The sequence below is a fragment of the Lacticaseibacillus boliensis genome (genome assembly GCF_054784775.1).
Window position 1 is genome coordinate 1 of sequence record NZ_BAAIHN010000028.1, and the last position, 24,256, is coordinate 24,256.

21 protein-coding genes and 1 other annotated feature are annotated in these 24,256 nt (G+C 53.0%); of the genes, 5 read left to right on the plus strand and 16 right to left on the minus strand.

Features of this window, described 5'->3' with window-relative positions:
* Positions 1-377, plus strand: a 377-nt coding sequence (locus tag ACYVRB_RS10840; RefSeq protein ID WP_461212776.1) for a transposase, incomplete at its 5' end; no start/stop codon positions are given.
* A 218-nt stretch (positions 378-595) separates the two neighbouring features.
* On the opposite strand, the gene ACYVRB_RS10845 is transcribed toward ACYVRB_RS10840, so the two are convergent.
* Positions 596-1,354, minus strand: a complete 759-nt coding sequence (locus ACYVRB_RS10845) for a TrmH family RNA methyltransferase (protein WP_461215361.1) — start codon at positions 1,352-1,354, stop codon at positions 596-598.
* Positions 1,355-1,457: 103 nt separating this feature from the next.
* On the opposite strand from ACYVRB_RS10845, the gene ACYVRB_RS10850 reads away from it, so the two are divergent.
* Both ACYVRB_RS10850 and yidC read left to right on the plus strand, forming a co-directional pair.
* Complete coding sequence (locus tag ACYVRB_RS10850) at positions 1,458-1,739, plus strand: acylphosphatase (RefSeq protein WP_461215363.1); 282 nt, start codon at positions 1,458-1,460, stop codon at positions 1,737-1,739.
* Between the two features lie 105 nt (positions 1,740-1,844).
* Positions 1,845-2,816: a membrane protein insertase YidC gene (gene yidC / locus ACYVRB_RS10855; protein ID WP_461215364.1), complete on the plus strand. Its 972-nt coding sequence runs from the start codon at positions 1,845-1,847 to the stop codon at positions 2,814-2,816.
* Positions 2,817-3,025: 209 nt separating this feature from the next.
* On the opposite strand, the gene tuf is transcribed toward yidC, so the two are convergent.
* The 4 genes from tuf to rpsO all read right to left on the minus strand — a co-directional run bounded on the left by tuf (position 3,026) and on the right by rpsO (position 7,504).
* Entirely contained in the window at positions 3,026-4,216 is a 1,191-nt protein-coding gene (gene tuf, locus ACYVRB_RS10860; protein WP_461215365.1) for an elongation factor Tu, read from the minus strand.
* A 205-nt stretch (positions 4,217-4,421) separates the two neighbouring features.
* Positions 4,422-5,336, minus strand: a complete 915-nt coding sequence (locus tag ACYVRB_RS10865; RefSeq protein ID WP_461215366.1) for a hypothetical protein — start codon at positions 5,334-5,336, stop codon at positions 4,422-4,424.
* A 69-nt stretch (positions 5,337-5,405) separates the two neighbouring features.
* A complete protein-coding gene (locus ACYVRB_RS10870) occupies positions 5,406-7,088 on the minus strand; it encodes a ribonuclease J (RefSeq protein WP_461215367.1) in 1,683 nt (560 codons plus the stop codon).
* 146 nt (positions 7,089-7,234) lie between these two features.
* Positions 7,235-7,504 (minus strand): 30S ribosomal protein S15, encoded by a 270-nt coding sequence (gene rpsO / locus ACYVRB_RS10875; RefSeq protein ID WP_461215368.1) that lies wholly within the window; start codon positions 7,502-7,504, stop codon positions 7,235-7,237.
* Between the two features lie 252 nt (positions 7,505-7,756).
* Here rpsO and rpsT point away from each other — a divergent pair, with 252 nt between their 5' ends.
* Positions 7,757-8,011, plus strand: a complete 255-nt coding sequence (rpsT, locus tag ACYVRB_RS10880) for a 30S ribosomal protein S20 (RefSeq protein WP_461215370.1) — start codon at positions 7,757-7,759, stop codon at positions 8,009-8,011.
* Positions 8,012-8,708: 697 nt separating this feature from the next.
* Here rpsT and holA read toward each other — a convergent pair.
* The 9 genes from holA to ACYVRB_RS10925 all read right to left on the minus strand — a co-directional run bounded on the left by holA (position 8,709) and on the right by ACYVRB_RS10925 (position 19,610).
* Complete coding sequence (gene holA / locus ACYVRB_RS10885; protein ID WP_461215371.1) at positions 8,709-9,728, minus strand: DNA polymerase III subunit delta; 1,020 nt, start codon at positions 9,726-9,728, stop codon at positions 8,709-8,711.
* Positions 9,729-9,730: 2 nt separating this feature from the next.
* Complete coding sequence (locus tag ACYVRB_RS10890) at positions 9,731-11,896, minus strand: ComEC/Rec2 family competence protein (protein WP_461215373.1); 2,166 nt, start codon at positions 11,894-11,896, stop codon at positions 9,731-9,733.
* Positions 11,893-12,516: a helix-hairpin-helix domain-containing protein gene (locus ACYVRB_RS10895; RefSeq protein WP_461215374.1), complete on the minus strand. Its 624-nt coding sequence runs from the start codon at positions 12,514-12,516 to the stop codon at positions 11,893-11,895. The genes ACYVRB_RS10890 and ACYVRB_RS10895 overlap by 4 nt, the downstream gene beginning before the upstream one ends.
* A gap of 79 nt (positions 12,517-12,595) precedes the next feature.
* Positions 12,596-13,633: a SepM family pheromone-processing serine protease gene (locus ACYVRB_RS10900; RefSeq protein ID WP_461215376.1), complete on the minus strand. Its 1,038-nt coding sequence runs from the start codon at positions 13,631-13,633 to the stop codon at positions 12,596-12,598.
* Positions 13,626-14,123 (minus strand): pantetheine-phosphate adenylyltransferase, encoded by a 498-nt coding sequence (coaD, locus tag ACYVRB_RS10905; protein WP_461215377.1) that lies wholly within the window; start codon positions 14,121-14,123, stop codon positions 13,626-13,628. The genes ACYVRB_RS10900 and coaD overlap by 8 nt, the downstream gene beginning before the upstream one ends.
* Positions 14,120-14,674 (minus strand): 16S rRNA (guanine(966)-N(2))-methyltransferase RsmD, encoded by a 555-nt coding sequence (gene rsmD / locus ACYVRB_RS10910; protein ID WP_461215378.1) that lies wholly within the window; start codon positions 14,672-14,674, stop codon positions 14,120-14,122. Before rsmD ends, coaD begins: the two co-directional genes overlap by 4 nt.
* Positions 14,655-14,966, minus strand: coding sequence for a YlbG family protein (locus ACYVRB_RS10915; protein WP_461215380.1), 312 nt, complete (start codon positions 14,964-14,966; stop codon positions 14,655-14,657). The genes rsmD and ACYVRB_RS10915 overlap by 20 nt, the downstream gene beginning before the upstream one ends.
* Positions 14,967-14,974: 8 nt before the next feature.
* Positions 14,975-18,427 carry a pyruvate carboxylase gene (locus ACYVRB_RS10920; protein ID WP_461215381.1) on the minus strand — a complete coding sequence of 1,151 codons (3,453 nt, stop codon included), beginning with the start codon at positions 18,425-18,427 and terminating at the stop codon, positions 14,975-14,977.
* Positions 18,420-19,610 (minus strand): FtsW/RodA/SpoVE family cell cycle protein, encoded by a 1,191-nt coding sequence (locus tag ACYVRB_RS10925; RefSeq protein ID WP_461215382.1) that lies wholly within the window; start codon positions 19,608-19,610, stop codon positions 18,420-18,422. The genes ACYVRB_RS10920 and ACYVRB_RS10925 overlap by 8 nt, the downstream gene beginning before the upstream one ends.
* Before the next feature lie 316 nt (positions 19,611-19,926).
* Positions 19,927-20,176: a binding site (T-box leader), on the plus strand.
* A gap of 117 nt (positions 20,177-20,293) precedes the next feature.
* Between ACYVRB_RS10925 and ACYVRB_RS10930 the strand changes: the two genes are divergently transcribed.
* Positions 20,294-21,580: an O-acetylhomoserine aminocarboxypropyltransferase/cysteine synthase family protein gene (locus ACYVRB_RS10930; RefSeq protein WP_461215383.1), complete on the plus strand. Its 1,287-nt coding sequence runs from the start codon at positions 20,294-20,296 to the stop codon at positions 21,578-21,580.
* A gap of 232 nt (positions 21,581-21,812) precedes the next feature.
* Here the strand turns inward: ACYVRB_RS10930 and ACYVRB_RS10935 are convergent, their stop codons facing one another.
* Entirely contained in the window at positions 21,813-21,974 is a 162-nt protein-coding gene (locus ACYVRB_RS10935; protein ID WP_461215384.1) for a hypothetical protein, read from the minus strand.
* 148 nt (positions 21,975-22,122) lie between these two features.
* Positions 22,123-23,964, minus strand: coding sequence for a translational GTPase TypA (gene typA / locus ACYVRB_RS10940; protein ID WP_461215385.1), 1,842 nt, complete (start codon positions 23,962-23,964; stop codon positions 22,123-22,125).
* Positions 23,965-24,256: the final 292 nt, after the last annotated feature.

Below are 24,256 nucleotides of genomic sequence, written 5' to 3' on the forward strand. Positions count from 1 at the left end.
TCGTAGTGACCAGCCTGGCCTCCGAGGCTCCAGAGACTTTGTTCAAGACCTATAGACAGCGGGGCAATGCTGAGAACCAAATTAAGGAGCTGAAATGCGGGTTTGGCTTTGACAAAACAGACAGCTCAACTTTTGCACGGAACACTGCACGAGCCTTGATCACCGGTATTGCCTATAACCTGGTTCAGCTCTTTAAACAGCTCTTTGTCTCGGAAGACCGTCGTTCAACCATCTCCTCGCTACGGTTCAGTCTCTTTCACATCGCCGGTAGGATTACTTGGCACGCCCGTCGTGTGGTGATTCATCTTGCTTCTAACTATGTTTACAAGAACTGGTTTAGTCGGCTCATGGACGAAGTCCATCAGTTGGCGACCTGAACTGAATAACTGAATAGGTCGTGCGTCGAGCCGAAAACTGGGTCGGTCTGTTCGTGGTGCATCGATCACCAACTTCTCCGCTCAGTCAGTATTCGCAACGCTCCAAACGTTGCTTTCAGACCGGCCAGATGCGATTTCATGTCCCAAATACCGAGGTGAATAATCCAGGCTTTATTATAGCAGGCTTTTGGATGTTTTTGTAACCGGTTTAGAGATTCTTAAGCAGTCAAGTGGAACATCACCACAGCAGCGGCGATGGCGACGTTTAAGGACTCAGCTTCCCCACGGATCGGGATGTATAGGTTCGTGTCGGTTTGGTCAAGCAGTTCTTTTGTCATCCCATTGCCTTCGTTGCCGACGATCAAGGCAAAATGTTCGCTAGGCTCGACGTCACGATAAGACTTGGCGTTGACGTTCAGCTCGGTGCCATACACCGGCATGCCTGCTTCCTGCAAAGATGCAACGACTGGCGGTAGCGGTGTGGTGGTGATGTTCACATGGAACTGACTGCCTTGCATGGCACGCAAAACCTTGGGGTTAAACGCGTCAGCGGTGCCGTTGCCGAACACCACTTCGTGAATGCCGGCAGCATCAGCGGTCCGTACCAAGGTCCCGACGTTACCCGGATCTTGGATGCCGTCGAGCAACAGGTAACGACCTGCTGGCGTCTCCGGCAGCTCACCCACAACCCGCGGCATGACCGCAAAAATGCCTTGCGGTGTCGGGGTTTCAGCGAGGTGCTTGGCGACCTCGGGACTGATCTCAGTCACGAGCTCGTAGTAAGGCCGCAATTCTCGCTCTTCTGTATACTTGTCGGTGGCATAGATCCGACGCGGCGTCTGCCCGGCTTTCAAGGCTTCCTCCACCAAGTGCCAGCCTTCCAAAAGATAGGCGTCGCCTTGTTTTTGATACTTCTTGACGGTCAGTTTCTTGGCCGCCTTAATATGCTCGTTTTTTGGTGATGCAATATATTCCATAATTTCCTCCTCAAGGACTCATTTATGAGTATAACAGTCTTGCGGCAGTTCGTCATTGACGCAATGCTGACTGTGATAAAATAGAAGGTGGAGGTGTTTGTGTATGGCAGAAATAGCCAAATCGATTCGCGTCACAGGCCGGGTGCAAGGCGTCGGTTTTCGCTGGATGACCAAGCGAGTTGCCGATCAACTCAAAATCCGCGGGTTCGTCAAAAATGATTGGGACGGTTCCGTCTATATCGAAGCGTGCGGGGATGTCGTCGCCATGGCCAAATTCACCGCGGCGATCAAAGCCAGTCCTACTCCGAGCGGTCGCGTCGCCACCTACGAAGAGCATCTTCTGACGAAAGATTTTCCGGATAATGAGTTCATTGTCACTTATTAATGCGCTTACATCATGACAATTACACGATTCCTTCTTGAGACGTATTGAAAGCCTGTCGCTCGTCAAGTATAGTTATTGACAGTAACTGATGAAGGGACAGACAACATGCATAGAATAAAAAAGTGGGCGACGCTTGGCGGGATCGCCAGCCTCGGTTTATTTTTGACCGCCTGCACACAAAAGATATCGACGACCCCGAAGCCACCAACTGGATTCTTCGGGATGTTTTATAAAGTCATTGGCCAACCACTTCAACACGTAATGGAATGGATCGCCAGCGGCATTCCGACCGCTAATGCGTACGGGATTTCAATTCTTTTGATCACGCTGGTCGTCCGTCTGGTACTCCTGCCGGCCATGTTGCGACAGCAGAAAAACATGACGGCTTCTCAAGAAAAAACCCGGATCCTCAAGCCACAGCTTGACATCATCCAGAAACAAATGAAGAAGCCCGGCATCACCCAAGAAGAAACGATGCACCTCAACCAGCTGATGCAAGACGTTTACAAGAAAAATGGCACCAGCATGATCCCTTCGATGGGTTGCTTGACGCTGTTGATCCAGCTGCCGATCTTCTCGGGGTTGTACCAAGCGGTCGCCTATTCACCTGAGATCTCTAAGAGTACCTTCTTCGGGATCCAACTTGGCCACTCCAGCCTCATCATCACCTTCGTGGCGACCTTCTTCTACTTAGCCCAAAGCTGGGTGATGTTACAAGGGGTCGCACCTGAACAACGCAAGGCGATGCAGACTTCCGCACTGCTCAGCCCGATCATGACCTTCGTTTTCTGTTTGATGTATAACGCCGGCTTAGGCTTATACTTCCTGGCAGGTGGGATCATCATCTTGATCCAACAACTCTTGGTCACTTATGTCATCACCCCTGGGATCCGCCGCCGCCTCGATGCTGAGATGGAAAAGAACCCGCCGGTCATCGTGGTCGACGAGCACACTTTCGACAAGCCGACCCAACCGGCTCAGGCTGCACCACTCAATCCAGCCCGTCCTGGCATCACGAAAAACAACCGTAACGCCGGCAAGCAAAAACGCAACGCCGGTAAACAACATCGTCATTAATCAGTATTAACGCGTCAGCCTGTGGAGGTTGGCGCGTTTTTGTTTGCACCAAAGCTTCAAGAAATGACTGGGCCCTATTTATCGCGTTCCTCTTCCTTGTCAACGCGTCTCGCCCCGGCTGTTTATTCACCGCCATCAGGCTAGCATCTGACAACGCAAAAAAAAGCCTTCCGCAATGCGGAAGACTTCTTTCTTAATGCAAGTGTCGATTAGTCCATGATTTCGGAAACGACACCGGCACCAACAGTACGGCCACCTTCACGAACGGTGAACTTGGTACCCTTTTCGATAGCAACAGGGCTGATCAAGTCAACTTCGAAGGTAACGTTATCGCCAGGCATTACCATTTCAACGCCATCAGGTAATTCGATGACACCGGTAACGTCGGTTGTGTGGAAGTAGAACTGAGGACGATAGTTGGAGAAGAATGGCGTATGACGGCCGCCTTCTTCCTTCGTCAAGATATAAACTTCACCCTTAAACTTGGAGTGGAGTTGGATCGAACCTGGCTTTGCCAAAACTTGGCCACGTTCAACTTGGTCGCGGTTGATACCACGAAGCAAGACACCAACGTTATCGCCGGCTTCACCAAGATCCAAGGTCTTACGGAACATTTCGAGACCCGTAACGGTGGACTTGAGAACTTCTGGCTTCAAGCCGATGATTTCGACTTCGTCACCGATCTTAACGGTACCACGATCGATACGACCAGAAGCAACGGTACCACGGCCAGTGATGGTGAAGACGTCTTCAACAGGCATCAAGAAAGGCTTGTCGGTATCACGAACTGGGGTTGGGATGTATTCATCAACCGTGTCCATGAGTTCTTCGATAACCTTCTTTTGTTCTTCGTCGCCTTCAAGCGCCTTGAGGGCAGAACCACGGAGAACAGGAATATCGTCACCAGGGAAATCGTATTCGGACAGAAGTTCACGAACTTCCATTTCAACGAGGTCGATCAATTCGTCATCGTCAACAAGATCAGTCTTGTTCAAGAAGACAACGATGTAATCAACACCAACCTGGCGAGCCAAGAGGATGTGTTCACGCGTCTGTGGCATCGGGCCGTCAGTAGCGGCAACAACCAAGATCGCACCGTCCATCTGCGCAGCACCGGTGATCATGTTCTTAACGTAGTCCGCGTGCCCTGGGGCATCGATATGCGCATAGTGACGCTTTTCGGTTTCGTATTCAACGTGCGCGGTGTTGATGGTGATACCACGTTCTTTTTCTTCAGGGGCAGCATCGATAGATGCGTAGTCCTGCGCCTTAGCAAGGCCCTTTTCGGAAAGTACCTTGGTGATAGCCGCGGTCAGGGTAGTCTTACCGTGGTCAACGTGCCCAATCGTACCAATGTTTACGTGGGGCTTAGTGCGTTCATAGTGTTCTTTTTCAGCCATGAAAAAACGAACCTCCTGTATTTTTATCGCAAAGTGACACAGCAAATGCTATGCAAACTCTACGTTATAGTGTACTACATTCACGCCGAAACTCCAAAGGAAATATTTCGGCTGGAAATGAATTCCGAAAATGATTATATCTAGAATTACCGACTTTGTAAAGCCTAGCCGTCAAGTTTTTTTCATTTACAGCAAAATCCCATGATTACGCCATGTTTGATAACTTGCTCGTCTGCTGCTCCAGCCAATTGAATAACTCGTGTTCTTCCTGGGTCACACTAGGTGCTTGTTTGTGCAGATAGCTCTTGGCAAAGTGCGCAGGGTCGGAAATGGCCTGATCGATGAACGGATATAAGTAGCCAAGCTCAAACCGTAGCACCTCAACCGTCGCCCGCATCAGTTCCGGATCGCCTAAGCCAAGTTGGCGTTGGACCTGATCGAGCACCGCCAACAACGTGTGGTCGCCGAGGACCCCTGGCAACTCACTCGGGACGACCTCACCTGAATGCTCATAGCCGATCACCGTCACAGGCTGATCGTCCCCGACCGCAGTCAAGGCGTCCAACAAGCTGATCCGCACCGCCGGGTGGACGTCGGCATCGCCAAGATTGGCTCTGGCCGCATCGATCAGCTTCGACTTGGGCAAGCGACCCAGTTGCTTCAACAGCTTCTCTTGTTTTTGTGGTTCAAAACCACCAAGATGTCGCAGCTGCCGGGTCAAGTCATCGATCTCGTCGAGGTTGGCGGCCAAGTCTTGTGCCTCGGCTTTCTCAATCCGTTGAGTGATCGCCGCGACCTGGGAATCTGCGACATGGTGGGATACCGCCCAGGCAAAGCGATAATCTGGCAGTGCCAACAGCGTGTCGTACAACGTCGCGGTGTCTTCGGCAGTCGCGAGAAAATCTTCCATGAACTCGCTGAGGTAGCTGACCGCCTCTTGCGGCTGCTTCAGCCCATTTTCTGCGGCGACGAGCTTGCGGGCAATATCAAACACTGGCGCTTGTTTGAACGCTTTTTCCAAATGCGCCACGGCACTGGCATAATTGCCACTTTTAAGCGCGCGTTCGCCGAGCGTCAGGTGGCGGTTCGGATTATTTGGCATCGAAACGACTTTTCCCATGATTTACGGTAATCTCCTTTACAATCTGGTTTGAAAAAGCCGCAGACAACTTGGCCTGCGACTTTTGGATTATTGACGCTTGGCGCTGTTTTGGTTGACTTCCATGATCACCGGTAAGATGACTGGCCGCCGCTTGGTTTGATCAAACAAGAAATGGCTGAGATCATCGCGCACCGCCTGCTTCAGCGTGCTCCAGTCGAACTCTTTGTGATCCAAGTTCTTCTGCACGGAATCGGTCACTAACTTGGCGGATTCTTGCAACAAGTCCTTGGAAGTCTTCATGTAGACGAAGCCGCGTGATTGGATCTTCGGATGCGCCACGACTTTTTTCTTCTTGCGATCGATCGTGACGACCGCGATAAAAATCCCGTCTTCTGCCAGCATCTTGCGGTCGCGTAAAACGATGTTGCCGATATCCCCGACGCCGATGCCATCGATCATCGTGTTGCCGGCATCGACATGCCCGGCATTATGCATCTTGCCCTTTTCGATACTCAAGATATCGCCAGGTGCTGGGATGAAAATGTGGGAATACGGAATGCCAACTTCATGCGCGATCTCGGCATGCGCGGCCAGCAGACGATACTCGCCGATGACCGGCACCACGAATTTAGGCCGTAACAAATTCAACATCAGCTGCAGATCTTGTTTGTTGGCGTGCCCTGAAGCGTGCAAGGAATCGCTGATCGTCTTGACTTCCCCGCCGGCGCGATAGATCAGGTCTTTGGTCTTGGCTGCCATCGTCTCCATCGCATGAGAAATGCTGGTGGTAATGAAGACCAGATCGCCTTCGTGGATGTGGATCAGGCGGTGTTTAGACGTCGCCATCCGTTGCAGCGACTTCAAAGGTTCGCCCATCCGCCCGGTTTCCAAGATGACCGTTTGTTCAGGCGTCAACGTCTTGAGGTCCTTGGTCGTTGCCAAGATCTCGCTGTTTGGCAACTTGATGTATTTCATCTTAATGGCGGTTTTGACGATCTTCTGCACGTCACGGCCGGTCAACACCACCCGCCGGTCATTGGCCGCAGCGGCATCTAAGACCTGCTGGATCCGCTCGATATTGCCCGCGACGCCAGCGACAATGATCCGCCCGGTATGGTATTTGAAGGTTTCTTTGATGGTGCCATAAATCTCGCGCTCTGATGCGTTGGTGTATGGTGACTCTGCATTGGCCGAATCCGACATCAACGCAAGCACCCGGTTTTCACCGATGTGCGCGAGGCGCGCCAGATCGGTGCGGTACATTGGCCGCGCACTCTGGTCGAACTTAAAGTCGCCGGTATAAACGATTTGACCAGCTTGCGTCTGAATGTCGACCCCTAACGCCCCCGGAATGCTGTGGGTCGTCCGGAAGAAGGACACCGACACGTTGCCAAAATCGATCACCGACTTTTCGTCGATCACATGGAAGTCTTTGAACTTCTTGGCTTGCGGATCGTTTTGGGTCGTCAGCTTGGCCAACGCAACGGTCAACTCAGACCCGAACACCGGCACCTGATGGCTGGCCAAGAAATATGGTAAGGCCCCGATCGCATCGGCGTGCCCGTGGGTCAAAAAGATCCCCGCGATACGGTCTGCATTGTTTTCCAAATAAGTTAAGTCAGGAATCACGATGTCGATTCCCAAGAGTTCGTTGTCGGGGTACTTCAACCCAAAATCGACAACAAAAATTTGATCGTCCACTTCGATGGCATACATGTTCTTACCGTTCTCACGTACACCGCCGAGGGCAACCAGATTGATTTTAGTCATGGTTTCACCTCATATTAAATTATCACCAGTCGAACTGGTCACGGTTTTTCCTAACAACTAGTGTACCACACGGCTATGAGAAAACCTATGTCACCCGGGCAAACAAAAAACGACCCCCAAAATGGAGGTCGCAGATGGTTTGCGGCTTAACGACGCAGACCCAAAGACTTGATGAGTTCACGGTAACGAGCAACATCTTTGTTACGCAGGTAACGAAGCAAGTTACGACGTTGGCCGATCTTCTTCATCAAACCAACATATGAATGATGATCTTTATGATGAACATCCAAGTGATCGTTTAATGCCAAGATGTCGGCGGTCAAAACGGCGATTTGGACCTCTGGTGAGCCAGTGTCGCCTTCGTGACGTGCATACTTAGCGATGATTTCGTTCTTTTGTGTTTGTGAAATAGCCATGGGTTATTTCCACCTTTCTATTATAATTGCCTGAAACTGAGAATTGCGCGGTGAACCGCAAAGCTAAGTAACAGGTTCAAAAGTACTTGTTAACTTTACAAGATATTTTCACCGATTGCAAGTCTCGGATTTAGCTATCAAGCACTTTTCCTTTACAAGTTTTTATTGCAATGGTCGCACGCCTTGGGTATAATACTTCCTGTTGAAGCAAAACCTAGTAGTATCAACTAATAATATCCGGAGGTGAACCTCATGCCACAAATTAAATCTGCTATCAAGCGTGTGAAGACTCAAGAAGCTTCCCGCCAAAACAACGCTGCGCAAGCCAGTGCTTTGCGTAACACCGTTAAGAAGTACAAAGTTGCTCAAGCAAACGGTGCCGACAACGCAGCTGATCTTCTCAAGGAAGCAACTCGCGCTATCGATATGGCCGCTTCCAAGGGCTTGATCCACAAGAACAAGGCTGGCCGCGACAAGAGCCGTCTTTCCGCATTACTGAACAAGTAATCCGGCTGAACGCTTCTCTTCTGAAGCGTTTTTTATTGTCCAAAAAGGCGATTGAAGAATTTTTTCAATCGCCTTTTTTAGTATAGTCATTTATTGCTACTGTCCGGCAGCGTCAGTCTTCTTTGGGATGTGTTTGAGATAGTGATATAAGTCGGGTTTGGTGTGTTCCGGCCCTAGAGATGGCTGGAACGGTGCGAGGCGCTCGGAAGCTAACTCTCCGCTACGCTACGAGTGGATCTTCCTCGACGCCTTTGTTGTAAGCGGCAAGCCGCTAACAACAATGCCGCGCCTGAGCCATCTCGGGCCTCCACACACCAAACCCTGACGTTAGCGTCCTTCATCACCCGAAGTGGCAATTTCTAAGAGAGCGGAAGCAGACTAGTGGCTGACAATACGTCTAATCAAGAATGGATTAACCCGATTGGCCATGGCATCAAATTATCCTGATACGCAGGATCTAGGGTGTGGGTGAAAGTGACGGAAGCAGGTCAATCTGACGTGGTGAGATTGCTGTTGGCGACTTGTCGCTTACAGCAAGGCGCAGGTGGAGATCCACTCAGCGAAGCTGAGTTAGCTCCGCCGAGCACCCTCTCCACGTCAGATTGAAGCCTGCTGGAGTCGCTTTCGCCCGCACCCGACAGTCAACCGGTCTACCCAACACCAAAGACTTACGCTGCCGGACAACGTAACTACTCAGCTATCGTTGGCGGGAATATTCTAACACAAAGAGTTCAAAAGCGAGTTCTTTGTCGACACGGCCGGTTTTCATTGCTGTTTCAGTATCGACGAGGCCTAGATATGCCGCCCGCAACGCCTCTGGCGCTAAGCGGCCGCTTTGTTGCCAAGCGAGTTTCACACGGTATGGATGCACTTTAAGCGTCGATGCCACACTGCCTTGACTATAGCCTTTTTTGGCTAAGATCTGCACCTGCAACAACAACCGGAACTGGCCGAGCAATAAGCTGTTGAGCCGGATTGGTTCTTCTTTTTGGATCAACAAGTCGCGATAGATATTCAATGCCTTGGTGACGTTTTTAGCCAGCACCGCGTTGACGAGATCAAACACCTTGTCTGTGAGTTGCTTGGGGACCAGCGCCGACACGGCTTCTGCATCAAGTGTTGCCCCGTTGGCGGCATACAACGCCAGCTTTGGAAGTTGGGCCATCATGACACTGTAATCTGCATTGGTGCGCTGAGCCAAGGTTTCGACACCGTCTGTCGTCACGTTCAAATGTTGCTTTTTCAACGCGTTCAAGACCGCCTGCTTGGCCGCACGCTCATCCAGCGGTTTAGCTTCTACCATCAATGCTTGTTTGCGCAACGCCTTGGTCAGGCGCTTGCGCTCGTCCAGCTTAGGATAAGGTGCCACCAACACCATCAGCGTCGATGCCACTGGATCCTTGAAATACGCGGTCAAGGCCTCAAGATCATGCTCGACTTTGCCAGTGGCTTTTTCCCCTGTGAGAAAATATGGGTCTTGAATAATCACTTCTCGCCGTTCGCCAAAAAAAGGTTGCGAGGTGGCATCATCGAGTGCCACAGCCACCGGCGTCTGGCGCATGTCATAGGTTGCCAAGTTCATCGTGGCTTCGTCTTCTGGAATAATGGCGCGCAAAATCGTGAGTGCCTGATTGCGCAACGCGGGCTCTTCTCCCAAAATAACGACCAGAGGCGGGATGCCTTGTTTGAGCTGTCGACGTAATTCACTGACTTGCATGCTTACTCCTTCAACATTGTCTGGATATGGTGAGACGTGGCGGTCATGTCGACCCAGATCATCCCCGAAGCGGCCGTATTCCACCAAGGCACCCCCGCTGCGTCAAGGGTCGCCAGCGTCTCCTGGTGCGGATGGCCATAGCGATTGGCCGCTCCAGCCGAGATAAAGGCCGCAGCAGGGGTGATACTGGCGATAAATGCCGGGGTGCTGGCGGTCTTGGAGCCGTGATGCGCAACTTTGAGGTAGTCCACATCGAGTTGTTGCGGCAACAATTCAGTTGTCTCAACATGCGCATCAGCATCCCCTGTAAACAGCCAATTGCCGTCTCCTATCTTACCATACAAGACTAACGAGTCCGCATTTTTCTCGGTCGCTGTCGTGCTGTTCGGCGCCACGACACGCAACTGCAAGCGCCCTGCCGCCACGGTTTGACCAGCCAAGGCTTCCTGGTGGGTCGCTACCTTCCCCGCCAATGCCGCCTGCACCAGCGGCTGGTGACTTGCCAGCGGCGTCGTCACCACGTTTGTCACCGGCATTTGGTGAGTGAACACTGCGGCGTCGCCGACGTGATCAGCATCCGCGTGCGTAAGGACCAAAGTATCCAACTTGGCCACACCACGAGCGTGCAGATAATTGATGATTACTCGCACCGCAAGCGGATTGCGCACCTTGCCAAACAACCGGCCGCCAGTATCGATCAGCATCGTGCCGTTTTTGTTGGCCGCTTCGATCAAAATCGCATCCCCTTGCCCAACATCAAACACAACGACCCGAGATTGGGGATGCCAATTTGCCAGTGCATACGCGCCAAGTACCCACACTACCAGATACCGCCAGCGTCTTCGTTCGACGCCGATCAACGCCGTGGCAACCCCTAACGCCGCGACAATCGGCGTGAGCGCTCCGAATATCAACATGCCAGGCAACCTATCAAGTGCGGCCAAGCCGCCTTCAAGACCGGTCAGCATCCCTTCAAGGGCACTCGGTAGCGGCGTCGTCGGCCAAATCGCCACCAACACCAGCATCGGCATGATCGCCACTTCAAAAATCGGCATCAATAGCCAGTTAAACCAGCCACCTAGCAAATGAAGCTTGAACGTGTGGGCGATCACGACCGGCGCACCGATAATAAACAGCCGCCAGGCCAAGACCCGTGGCGCAAGTGCCGGCATCAACATCAAGACCCCCGTCAACAAATAGGTCAGCTGGCCGCCAAACGTGTATAACACCAATGGTCGCCAAATCACATTGCCGAGCAACACGAGACAAAAACAATCGAAACCGGTCAATGTCAATCCTAGACGGGCGTTGAGGCTAGCCAGGACCCGCATCCAAACCGCGCGCAAGATCCCCGCACCTGGCGGAATGATGACCAACAGCGCCGGCAACATCCCAATTAATCCCCAATCGATCGCTTCTTTTGGCACTCGGAGGCGATCTGCAACCCAATACAACACCCCGATCAACGCAAACAGGTGCAAGCCAGACACCGAAAATAAGTGGAAGATGCCAAGATCCACCAACGCGCCACGTAAGGCATCGAAGTCTTCGTCGACGACCCCGAGCAACAGCCCCTTGGCATAGCGGCTTACATGCGGTGGTAGGCTCTCAAGCCGGTGCAACAACTTGACGCGCAAGCTCGCCAACCACTCCCATAACCCATGAATCGCCCGCGGCTGCCAAACCAACGGCTGCGTGTCAAACTGATAGGCCTGTTGGGACTGGGCCCAGGCGTAGCCGGCAAAGTCGAACTCGTATAAGTTTCGCGCCCCGACCAGACGCTCTGGCGGCTTGCTGACACGCACCTCTGCGGGCTCTTCAAGCGTCTGCAGGCGCGCCATGGTCGCATCATCGATCGCCGCGCTGCCGCTTGTCCATACGCCGTTAGCAGCCCGCCCGGCGTAACGGACAAAATGATCGCCGATTTGCCAATCAGCTGACATCACCGTGATGATCCCAGTTGGCGGAAGCGGCCGGGCGTGTGCCTTGACCTCATGCCAGCCCAGCAGCAATCCCGCAACAATGCTCCCGATCACCCAACCGAGCGCTTGCTTGCGCGCCTTCAAGACCACATAGACCACGACCGCCAGCCCGATCACCTGCGGACCGACGACCGACACGATGCCGCCGATCACCCCGGCGCTGATCAACCACCAGCGGCCGTTCATGGCCCCACCGTGACAAGCGGCGCCAACTTTTCAAACGTCTTGTCGCCGATGCCGCTCACCTCTTTGAGCTCTTCGATCGCGGTAAAGCCACCGTGTTCTTCACGGTAGGCGATGATATCAGCCGCCTTTTTCGGGCCGATGCCGCTGAGCGTCTGCAATTCAGCTTCCGTTGCCGTGTTCAAGTTGACCAGCGCCGACGCCGATTCGGTGCTTCCACCGGTTGGTGTTGCCGCTGACGGGGCAACCGATTCGCCCACCTTGGGGATCAACAGGCTCGCCTGGTCTTCGGCGATGGCCGCCAGGTTCACCGTCGCCACGTCAGCGTCTTTGGTCAGCCCGCCGGCAAGTGCCACCACCGCTGCCCACCGGGTCGTGCCGTCAACTGGATAGATGCCAGGATGGACGACCGCACCTTTGATGTGAACGAAGCCTGCTTTCGGCACCGACTCAGAACGGGTGCTCGAAGCGGTGCTGCTCCAAGACGTGCTGACGCTGGCTTCTGGGACCGGTGCCAGCGCCTGGGCGCCGTTTTGCCCTTGCCACCACATGAACCCAGCAGCGCCTAACCCGACCAACACAACCAGCCAATAGTCGTGAAGCCATTCTGTTATCTTTTCCATATACTTCCCTCCTGTGCTTAAAATTCGCAAAAAAGGCAAGCAAAAAGCCGTGTGCAGGTTTTCCCACACACGGCCATGATCAGCGCTGTTTAAGATAATTCAATGCATCTTGTAACGTCTTTACTGGCACGATCGCCATCTTAGCATGTAGCTGTTTGGCCGTTTTTTTGGCGACCGTGTAGTTATTTTGATACTCGGGATCCAATTTTAAAATGGCTTTGGTGCCCGGCGTGTTCGGCGCAAAGAACACCTTGGCGCCACGCTTGTTGGCGATATAGACTTTCTTGTCGATGCCACCGATCTGGCCGACATGGCCATCGGCGTCGATCGTGCCGGTGCCGGCGATGTTGGCGCCATGGCGCCAGTTGACGCCCGTGATCTGCGTATAAGTCTGGACAGCAAACATCAATCCGGCGCTCGGCCCGCCGATATCTCCCGCGTCGATCTTCACCTTGGGCGTCGAGGTCGTGCTGGTATTTTCAGTCAACGTGATGCCGATACCGGCCTTTTTTGTCCCTGGCAGCCGCATCAGGCGCCCCGTGGCGTGTCTGGTGTGGCCTTTATGAACGTAGGTCAAGGTGATCTGGCTTCCGATAGCCCGCTTTTGAATCGCCGCAACATAATCGTCGGCGGCTTGATAGGACTTGCCATCGAGTTGCGTGATCGTGTCGCCCAAGGCCAGCTTGTTTTTAAACGGGGAGCCGTGGAGCACCGACATCACATAGATACCGCGATGCTTGATCGAATAGGGCTTGTGTGCCGCTTTAAACGCGGCTGCCACGGCGTTATCTGCCGCCGACTTGATGTAATAGCGCTGCAGTTGGTCGTACTCTGCGGTGCTGTCGTCGCCCATCAGGTCGCTCGTCGAATCGATCTGTGCATACGGCTGCAGTTTCCCCCACAGCAACATCACCGGCGTCGCGGGCCCGACGATGCCAACGGTTGTCAACATGTAGCTACCTTTGGCCGTGTCCTTGGTGCCAGCAACTTTGACATACGGCTTCAACGATTCCGCCGATCCTGGCACTTCGATATACTTGCCCGTCGGCCAGAGGCAAAGCGCCAACACCACCACTGCCACCAGGCCGATGAGCACCCACCGCCGATACCTACGCATGGGCGTCACGACCGAATTTGTCAGCCAAGGCTTTTGCCACGTTTGCCGGCACGAGCTCAGAAACATCAGCGTTGAAGCTGGCGACTTCTTTGACCATGCTGGAAGACAGACTCCGGTAGCGCGGATCAGCCAGCAAGAACACCGATTCGATCTCAGGGTCCAGCTGGGCGTTGAGCGTGGCGATGTCGGCTTCATAGTTGAAATCGGTATCGCTACGCAACCCACGCACCAGGTATTGCGCCTTGAGCTTGCGGGCAAAACGTACCGTCAGCTCGTGTGGCAAGGCGACCACGCGGACATTAGGCAGATCCGCGACGGCGGTTTGGATCATGGCAAGCTTCTCGTCGCTGGTGAACAGCGGCTTTTTGCCTGTGTTGGTCATCGCCGCCACCACGACCTGGTCGAACAACTTGCTGGCACGCTGAACGAGATCGAGATGGCCGTTGGTGAACGGATCGAAGCTACCTGCATATACCGCAGTCTTGGTCATGCGCTCACCGCCTTTTGCAAGATCAACACCTGCGCGACGCCATAAGTCTGGTGTCGCAAGATGTCATAACCGGGGATGGTCTGTGGATAATCGACGTCTAAGCCGGTTTCGAGCATCACCCGTCCCTCTGGGGCCAATAGGTCTAACGTCAAAAACGTTGCCAGTTGTTCCAAGACTTCTTGTTTGGCATAAGGCGGGTCCGCCATGATCAAGTCAAACTGTTGCCCTTCAAGGCTCGCTAACGCCTTGGCGACCGGCGCTTTGATGACCGTAAAGCGCGATTCTGCCTTGACCTTAGCGATATTTTCCCGGATCGTGTTGATCGCCGCGTATTGGCGATCGACCGCCGTGGCGTGCGTCATGCCGCGCGACACCGCTTCGATCCCAAGCGCGCCGGTACCGGCATAGAGATCCAACGCCACGCCGCCATCAAAGTAAGGGCCGAGCATGTTGAACATCGACTCTTTGACCTTATCTGCGGTCGGACGCGTTTGGTTGCCGGGAACGGCATCGAGTTTACGCCCACGAAATTCACCGCTGATCACGCGCATCTGCTTGGCCTCCTTCTCGTTGCTGCTCGATTAAGCGATTCATTTCGGTATCTGCACCAGGACCATAATGAACGGCCAATTCCGGTCGCTTGGAAGGCGAAACCTTGCGAACAAACCGCAATTTCTGCAACTTGGCGGTGGTTTCGGCAACCGCATCTTGATCAAGATACAAGTACACGTATTTCATTTTTTTAGAGACATACATCACCGTGCCATAATGGCGTAAGGCTCGAATTTGCTTGAGCGAATAGACCCAAACCACCAAGCCCACTCTGGGGGTGATCGTTAACATTGAATCACCTACTTATCCTCGGCAATCGGCTTCAAGGTTGCCAATAATTCTTGACTCTGAACGAGATCGCCGGCTTCGACGTACAAATGTGTGATCTTGCCGGTGAACGGTGCGTGCACCGTGGTTTCCATCTTCATCGCTTCGGTGACGAAAAGATCGTCGCCTTCTTGCACGGTCTGGCCGTTTTCTACGGCGATCGAGACGATCCGGCCGCCCATCGGCGCACCGATCTGGTTCTTGTTCGTCGGCTCTGCCAACTGGTGTGCCGTCGTGCTGTGTTGACTCTTGGCATCACGCACTTGGGTCTCTTGCTTCTGCCCATTGACAGTGAAGTACAAGGTTCGGATCCCAGAAGCATCAGGTTCACCAATGGCATCCAGACGGATGATGTACATGATCCCCGGACGTACCGCCACGTTAATGGTTTCACCTAAGCGCATCCCTTGGAAATACGTTGGCGAATCCAAAGTCGTTACCGGACCATACTTGGCGTGATCGGCTTGATATTGCTTGAAGACCTCAGGATACAAGATGGCACTCAAGACATCTTCATCAGATGGCTTTTCTAAGCCGGATGCAATCAAATCTTGGCGGACTTTGTCGAAATCAACCGGCTTCGCCAGGCTGCCGGGACGTACGGTAAGCGCCTTTTGTCCGCGCAAGATCTTTTCTTGCAAGGTCTTCGGGAAGCCACCTGCGGGTTGACCGAGGTCGCCTTTGAAGAAGCTGACGACAGATTCTGGGAAATCGATCTTTTCGCCATGATCGAGCACATCGGCGGTGGTCAGGTTGTTTTGCAACAAGAACAAGGCCATGTCACCGACCACCTTCGAAGACGGCGTCACTTTGACGATATCACCGAAGAGTTCGTTGACCGCCGCATACATCTGCTTAACAGCCGTGAAATCATTGATGCCCATGCTCTTGGCCTGCTGTTGCAGGTTGGAATACTGCCCGCCTGGCATCTGAACGGTATAGATATCGGTCAAAGGACCAGAGACGCCGTTACCAAAGTCGGCATAATACGGCCGGATGCTTTGGAAATAAGAATCCAGCTTCTCGGCGTTGTGGATGTCGAGTTCTGGCTGGCGGTCGTTGTCGGTCAAGGCATAATACAGACTTTCCATCGACGGCTGGCTGGTCGTGCCGGAAAAGGCAGACTGCGCCACGTCGACGATGTCGACGCCGGCCTTGGTAGCCTGAACGTAAGTCGCAATCCCGTTACCGGTGGTGTCATGGGTGTGCAGATGGATCGGCACGTCAACGGCATCTTTGAGCGCTGAGATCAGCGTATATGCCGCTTGCGGCTTGAGCAACCCAGCCATATCCTTGATCGCCAAAATGTCTGCCCCGGCGTTCACGAGTTCTTTGGCCAAGTTGACATAGTAAGCCAAATTATACTTTGGATGGGCATCGCCTAAGATATCACCGGTGTAGCACATCGTCCCTTCAGCCAGCTTGCCGGTTTCTTTGACGGCATCGATGCTGTGGGTCAGTTGTGGCACCCAGTTCAAGGAGTCGAAGATCCGGAAGACATCGATCCCGTCTTTGGCGGCGGTTTGAATGAATTGGCGGATCACGTTGTCGGGATAGTTCTGATAGCCAACGGCGTTAGAACCACGGAACAACATCTGCAACAGGGTGTTCGGCATTGCTTTGCGCAACAGCGCCAGCCGGTGCCATGGGTCTTCTTTCAAGAAGCGATAAGCAACATCGAAGGTCGCCCCGCCCCACATCTCCATGGAAAACAGGTTAGGCAAGCCATGCGCCATGTCCGGTGCAACGCGCAACATGTCTTGCGTGCGCATCCGGGTAGCAAACAGGCTTTGGTGCGCGTCACGGAAGGTCGTGTCTGTTAGCAAGACCTGCTTGTGCGCCAAGACCCAGTCGGTGACCGCCTTAGGCCCTTTGGTGCGCAACAATTCTGGCAGACCGCCGGTGACAGCAGGCAGCTGAAGCGGGCCTTGTGGGAACTGGGCCTTATAGTGCCAGTCCGGATAATACTTTTGATCGCGACGATCGATGCCTGGGAAGCCGTTGACGGTGATCTCGCCGACATAATTCATCAGCTCGCCCGAACGTGACCGTACCGGCCGCAGCTTGAACAGCTCAGGCGTCGTGTCGATGAACGTCGTCTCAGCTGCCCCAGCTTGGAACACCGGATGGTCTAAGACGTTCTTCAAAAACGGCAGGTTGGTCTTGACGCCGGTAATGCGATATTCACGCAACGCCCGCTGCATCTTGCGCACCGCACCGCCAAATGTGGCAGAGTGCACTGACGTCTTGACCAGCAAGGAATCGAAATAAGGCGATACCACGGCGCCGGCATACGCGTTGCCGACATCCAAACGCACGCCTAAGCCACCTGGTGAACGGTAGGTCGAGATGGTGCCGGTGTCTGGCATGAAGTTATTGGCAGGATCTTCCGTCGTGATCCGGCACTGGATCGCCGCCCCGCGGAAAGTGATGTCTTTTTGTTGCGGGAAGTGCAGGTCCTTGTACAAGTCTGCGCCGGCCGCCACGCGCAGTTGAGACTGCACGATATCGGCGTCGGTGATCAGCTCGGTGATCGTATGTTCAACCTGCACCCGCGGGTTAACTTCAATGAAGTAGAAGTTAGACCCTTCAACCAGGAATTCGACCGTCCCAGCGTTTTCATAGTGCAGAGAGCTCATCAACTGCACCGCAGCGTCGCAGATCTGTTGGCGCAACGCCATCGGCAAACCGATGGCTGGCGCAATTTCGATGACCTTTTGGTTCCGACGTTGCACGGAACAGTCACGTTCAAACAAGTGGATCAAGTGCCCGTGTTCATCCCCGAGCACCTGCACTTCGATATGTTTGGCCGACTTGATGTATTTTTCAACATACATCCGGTCGTCGCCGAAGCTGGCGCTGGCTTCGTTGACAGCGTTTTGGTAAACGTCGCGCAACTCTTCTTCGGAATGCACGATCCGCATCCCCTTGCCACCGCCACCGGAAGCCGCCTTGAGCATCACCGGAAAACCGTGTTGCTTCGTGAAATCAAGAATCTCATTGAAGTCGCGCGTCGGCTCTGGCGTCCCGGGAATGGTCGTCAAGCCAGCCTTGTGTGCAGCTTCTTTAGCCGCCACCTTGTCGCCAAAAACATCGAGCAATTCTGAACGCGGACCGACGAAAGTCAACCCAGCGGCGCGCACCTTGCGCGCGAACTCGGCGTTTTCAGACAGCAAGCCGTACCCTGGGTGAATGGCATCTGCCCCTGAAGCTTTGGCGATGCGAATAATGTCGTCCATGTCCAAGTAGGCGGCGATTGGCGCTTTGCCCGCGCCAACTTGATAAGCTTCTTGCGCTTTGAAGCGATGGATCGCCAGTTCGTCTTCTTTGGCAAAGATCCCGACGGTTTTCAACCCCAGCTCTTCAGCCGCACGGAAAATCCGGATCGCGATTTCCCCGCGGTTTGCGACTAACACTTTATGCATGCTTTACGCCTACTTTCTTTTCTATTGCGCGATTTCTTGTCGCGCTTATATTAAGCATGATCCCAGTGGCGGCACACAGCACGAGCATACTGGAGCCGCCATAGCTGATGAACGGAAGCGTCACCCCGGTAACCGGTAACCACCCGACCACCGCGCCGACATTAAACGTGGTTTGGATCAACATCATCGTCGCAATTCCGTATGCGATCAGCGCATAATACGCATTATTCATCTTGAAGCCCAGGAAATAAAATCTCAGGATCAGGAAGAAAATTAAGCCGATTATCACCACAGCCCCAACAAAGCCGAGCTCCTCGGTAATTATCGAGAGAATGAAATCGGTATAAGGTTCCGGCAGGTAGCCCAGCTTTTGGCTGGAATTCCCTAGGCCGACCCCGAAAAAGCCGCCGTGAGCGATCGCCACCAAAGAGTTGACGACCTGATTGCCTTCCAGCTTGCGCATCGCAAAAGGATGCACGGACGCAAGCAAGCGGCGCAACTGATAAGACTCCTGCCAACTCTTTGGAAACGAAAAGTGACTCAAGGCATAAAATAACGCCCCAATAAGTGCTGCCAACAAGGCTGCCCAACTGACGCCGTAGCGCAACGAGATCCCGCTGGCCGCCAACATCACTAAGGTGATCCCGCTGATAATGGCGGCACCACCGGTATCAGGCTGGAAAAACACCAAGACGATACAGACCCCCACCAGCATGATCGGATAGCCGAACTGCCGCAAGGAAAAATCAGGATCTTGAATGTCCTGTTGATGGCCGCTAAACATGTGGGCGAGATATAAAATGACCGTCAGCTTGGCGATTTCTGTCGGCTGAATGTTGATCGGCCCTAGCTGGATCCACGCCGTTGCACCGTTGATCGCAGCGCTTGGCTTGAGGTGACTCAACAGCGCCAAATAAAACAGTAGTGCCAGCGTCACGGCCCAGAGCACTAATTGCGCCTTGGAATGCGCAAAGATCTGAAGCCGAAAATAATAGAAGAACAAGGCGATCACGATCCCAAATAACACAAAAAAGATTTGGCGGATCATCACCGCATTCTCGGCTTGTCCATATTGTGTCTTGATCCAATATGCACTGGCAGAATACACCATCACAATACCGATCACGACCAGCAACAGGAACGGCACCAAGATATAATAGTCCAAGTAACGCAATTTCTTCACAACACAATCGCCCTTTCACGGCAAAGTTAGCATTATTATAGCATATCCCCCTTCTCTGAATGTTGCCAGCCGCAACAGCGACGACATCCTCATCATTTTACCATTTTACAGAAATAAATTCTCATCAAAAGCCAGGACGTGACCGCTCTGCTTCCTCGCGGCGTCCATCCCCATAATTGATGAAGCGCTATCTTTTTTTGACAGGACTGCATTCCTTTAGTGACAGGGGTTCGCCGTCACCGCAAAGACACGCAAAATAAAAAAATTTGAAAATAGGCTTGCTTTTTGATGAGTGAGGGATTAAAGTTTAAATCAATAAATGGCAACGACAAGATAAGTAATCCGAACAACATGCACAGAGAGTCGACGAGCGGTGGAAGTCGATCATGGGAAGCGGACGAAAATGGTCTTCGAGCCAGTGATTCGGTGAACAATTGCAAGCCGTGTCCGGGAGCGCCCGTTAAAGCGCTAAGGTATTCGCGTGAATGTGCACGCATGTACCTGACGAGTGAGCGTTAGTGATAACGATCAAAAAACGGGTGGTAACACGACATGTCGTCCCGGAATCCTCTAATTGAGGGTTCCGGGATTTTTTTATCCCCGCGATCAGGCATCGGCCAATGCCAACTAATCCTTACATCAATAATTTACACATGCCAACTAAAAACCCAGAGGTGTCTATCATGACAGAAAACAACTATCGTTTTGAAACTTTGCAACTCCATGCCGGCCAAGAAGAACCAGATCCAGCCACTGGCGCTCGTGTCACTCCGATCTACCAAACTGCCAGCTTCGTGTTTAAAGACGCCAAGCAAGCTGCCGATCGCTTCGCCTTACGCGACGCCGGCAACATCTACGGCCGCCTGACCAACTCCACCAACGCTGCCTTAGAGGCACGCGCCGCCGCGCTTGAAGGTGGGACCAGTGCGATCAGCCTGGCGTCTGGTGCCGCTGCCGTCACCGCCGCGGTCTTGAACGTGACCGGCGCCGGCGACCACATTGTTTCTGCTTCGACCATCTATGGTGGCACTTACGAGCTGTTTTCTGAGACCTTCAAGAAGCTCGGGATCGAGACGACCTTCGTTGATCCAGACGATCCGCAAAACTTCGAAGACGCCATTCAAGACAACACCAAAGTCGTCTTCTTCGAATCTCTTGGCAACCCTGCGATCAACATCGTCGACTTTGATAAAGTCGTTGCCATCGCACACAAGCATGGCATCATCGTGATCGTCGATTCGACCTTCGCTACCCCTTACCTTGTTCGGCCCCTCGAACTCGGCGTTGACGTTGTGGTTCATTCCGCAACCAAGTTCATCGGCGGCCACGGCGCAACCCTTGGCGGCTTGGTGATCGAAAACGGCAAGTTCGACTACGAAGCTAGCGGCCGCTACCCTGGCTTCACCACCCCGACGCCTTCTTATAACGGGATCGTCTGGAAGGACTTAGGCGGCGCTGCCTTCACCACCAAGATCCGCGCAGAACACCTGCGCGATACCGGTGCCACCTTGTCACCACAGTCCGCTTGGTACCTGTTGCAAGGCTTCGAGACTTTGAGTCTGCGTGTTGAACGCCATGTCGAAAACGCCCGCAAAGTTGTGAAGTTCTTAGAGGATAACCCTAAGGTCGCTTGGGTTTCCTACCCAGAAGCTAAGGGCTCCAAGTACGCGGACCTCGCCAAGAAGTATTTCCCTAAAGGCACAGGTTCGATCTTTACCTTCGGGTTGAAGGCCGGTCGCGAAGGGGCGATCACGTTGATCAACCACATCAAGATCTTCAGCCTGCTGGCCAATGTCGGCGACGCCAAGTCCTTGATCATTCACCCAGCTTCCACCACTCATGCGCAACTCAACGACGAACAACTCAAAACCGCAGGCATTACCCCTGACTTGATTCGTCTTTCTGTTGGTATCGAAAACATCGATGATATTCTCGACGACTTGAAGCAAGCGCTCGAATATGTCGACTAAGCACCCCACCTCCAATGATTAACAAATGCAAAAACGCTGCCTCCCTGCGCCGGGAGGCAGCGTTTTTTGCATAGACCATGATAACCACGACATGTGCCGACTAAACGAATAAGCGGATTGACTCAAGCTTTGCCAGGTTCTCATCATGACGCGTACGCCAGTATCGGCAACATTTGGAACCTATTTTGTCTGGAATCCGCTGAGCAATTACCGTCGGCCATCAACGGCTGTCCTAATATTTACCATTTTGGCTGAATAAATAATAGATGAGCATCCCCACGCCGAGTAGCGCGCACACGCCGCCAAGGATCGGGATCACGTTGCCAAACCGGGTCACTGTCATCATGATCGCGCCGCCGACGAAAAGGAAGCCGCCTGCTTGTAAATTTTTCATTTGGTACCCCTTTCAAGGTTATTTCTCGATTCTACCATATCGCCTCGGTACATTGCATCTCGCAGTCAATTCTGTGGCCAGCAAATGCTACAGCCAACTAAAGCGCCGACAAAAAAGCACCGCCTCAGTTGAGACGGTGCCAAAACGTTTAGTTGGTCGACTTTTTCTTCTTCTTGTCAGCCTTTTGACGTTCGTTAGTGCTCAAGATCTTCTTACGAAGACGAACAGATTGCGGGGTAACTTCACACAACTCGTCTTCGTTCAAGAATTCGATAGATTCTTCCAGAGACAAGTGCTTAGGTGTCTTGATCGCAGCGGCGTGATCTTTACCAGAAGCACGCGTGTTGGTCAAGTTCTTACCCTTGGTGGCGTTGACCGCGATATCCATTTCACGGGAGTTTTGGCCAACGATCATGCCTTCGTAGACTTCGGTCCCAGCATCGATGAAGAGCTGGCCACGGTCTTCGATAGACTGCAGGGAGTAAGTCGTTGCTTGCCCGGCGTTGATCGAAACCAGCGCGCCAGTGCTACGGCCAGGTTCCCAGTTTCTAACGACTGGCAGATACTTTTCGAAGGTGTGGTTCATGATCCCATAACCGGCGGTAGAGCTCAGGAACTCGGTGGAGTAACCGATCAACCCACGAGATGGGGCGAGGAAGGTCAGACGTGTCTGGCCGTTGCCTTCGTTTTCCATGTTCTGCATTTCGCCTTTGCGTTGCGCCATGGCGTCGATGACAGTCCCGGTGTATTCTTCCGGCGTGTCGATCTGCACTTCTTCGAATGGTTCGCTCAGCTTGCCATCGATTTCGCGATAGATAACTTCTGGACGACCGAGTTGCAGTTCAAAGCCTGCACGGCGCATCTCTTCGACCAAGATCGACAGATGCAATTCCCCACGGCCAGAAACCATCCAAGCGCCTGCTTGGTCGGTATCTTCGACACGCAAAGAAACGTCTGTTTGTAACTTGCTAAGCAAGTAGTCTTCGATCTTGCGAGCGGTGACTTTGTCGCCTTCGCGGCCAGCAAAAGGACTGTCGTTTTGCAAGAACATCATCTGCAGTGTTGGTGGATCGATCCGCAAGATCGGCAATGCTTCTGGATGTGCGGCATCAGCGACGGTTTCGCCGACATAGATGTCTTCCATCCCGGAAACAGCGATCAAATCACCAGACTTGGCAGTCTGCACTTCGATCCGCTTCAACCCGAAGAACCCGAAGATCTTGGTGACCCGGAAGTTCTTCTTGGAGCCGTCAAGCTTCAACACGGTAACGTTGTCGCCAACAGAGATCGTGCCACGGAACACACGGCCGATCCCGATACGGCCAACATAATCGTTGTAATCCAACATCGAAACTTGGAATTGTAACGGTTCGTCGGAGGTATCTTCTGGTGCTGGGATCGTCTTCAAGATGGTGTCAAACAGTGGTACCATCGTGTGTTCTTGATCGGCAGGATCGTCAGAATAAGAGCTGGTCCCGTTGATGGCGGAAGCATAAACGATCGGGAATTCCAATTGGTCTTCGTCGGCACCGAGGTCGATGAATAATTCCAAAACTTCGTCAACCACTTCAGCAGGACGAGCGCCTGGACGATCGATCTTGTTGATCACGACGATCGGAGTCAGATGTTGTTCCAACGCCTTCTTCAAAACGAAGCGGGTCTGTGGCATCGTGCCTTCGAACGCGTCAACAACCAACAGCACACCATCGACCATCTTCATGATACGCTCAACTTCACCACCGAAGTCCGCGTGTCCTGGGGTATCCACGATGTTAATGGTCGTGTCGCCGTATTTAACGGCCGTGTTTTTAGAGAGAATGGTGATACCACGTTCCTTTTCGATCGCGTTTGTATCCATCGCGCGGTCTTGAAGGTTGATGTGTTCATCTAAGGTATCTGATTGCTTCAGCATTTCGTTAACCAACGTTGTCTTACCATGGTCAACGTGGGCAATAATCGCAATGTTCCGAATATCGTCGCGAGTCTTCAAGTGTTCTACTTCCTTTCAAGATGTTACAAGTATATGCATGCGGACACCCAGTCGCCTGACCGGGATTCTGGAAACACCGACACGAACCCGGCCGCACACGCGACAGCGTTAAGGCATCAGCTATTGATCATGGCGCGTCCTACGCCAGTTAGTACCAACATCATCGATTCAAGCGAACCGCAATTCATAAAAAAACGTGCCGCCTTCGACACAGTACTCGATTTGAAATTATAACACAAAGCGATGCGTGTGTCTGTATTTTCAGAAAATTAATTCGCGACATGAGCACATA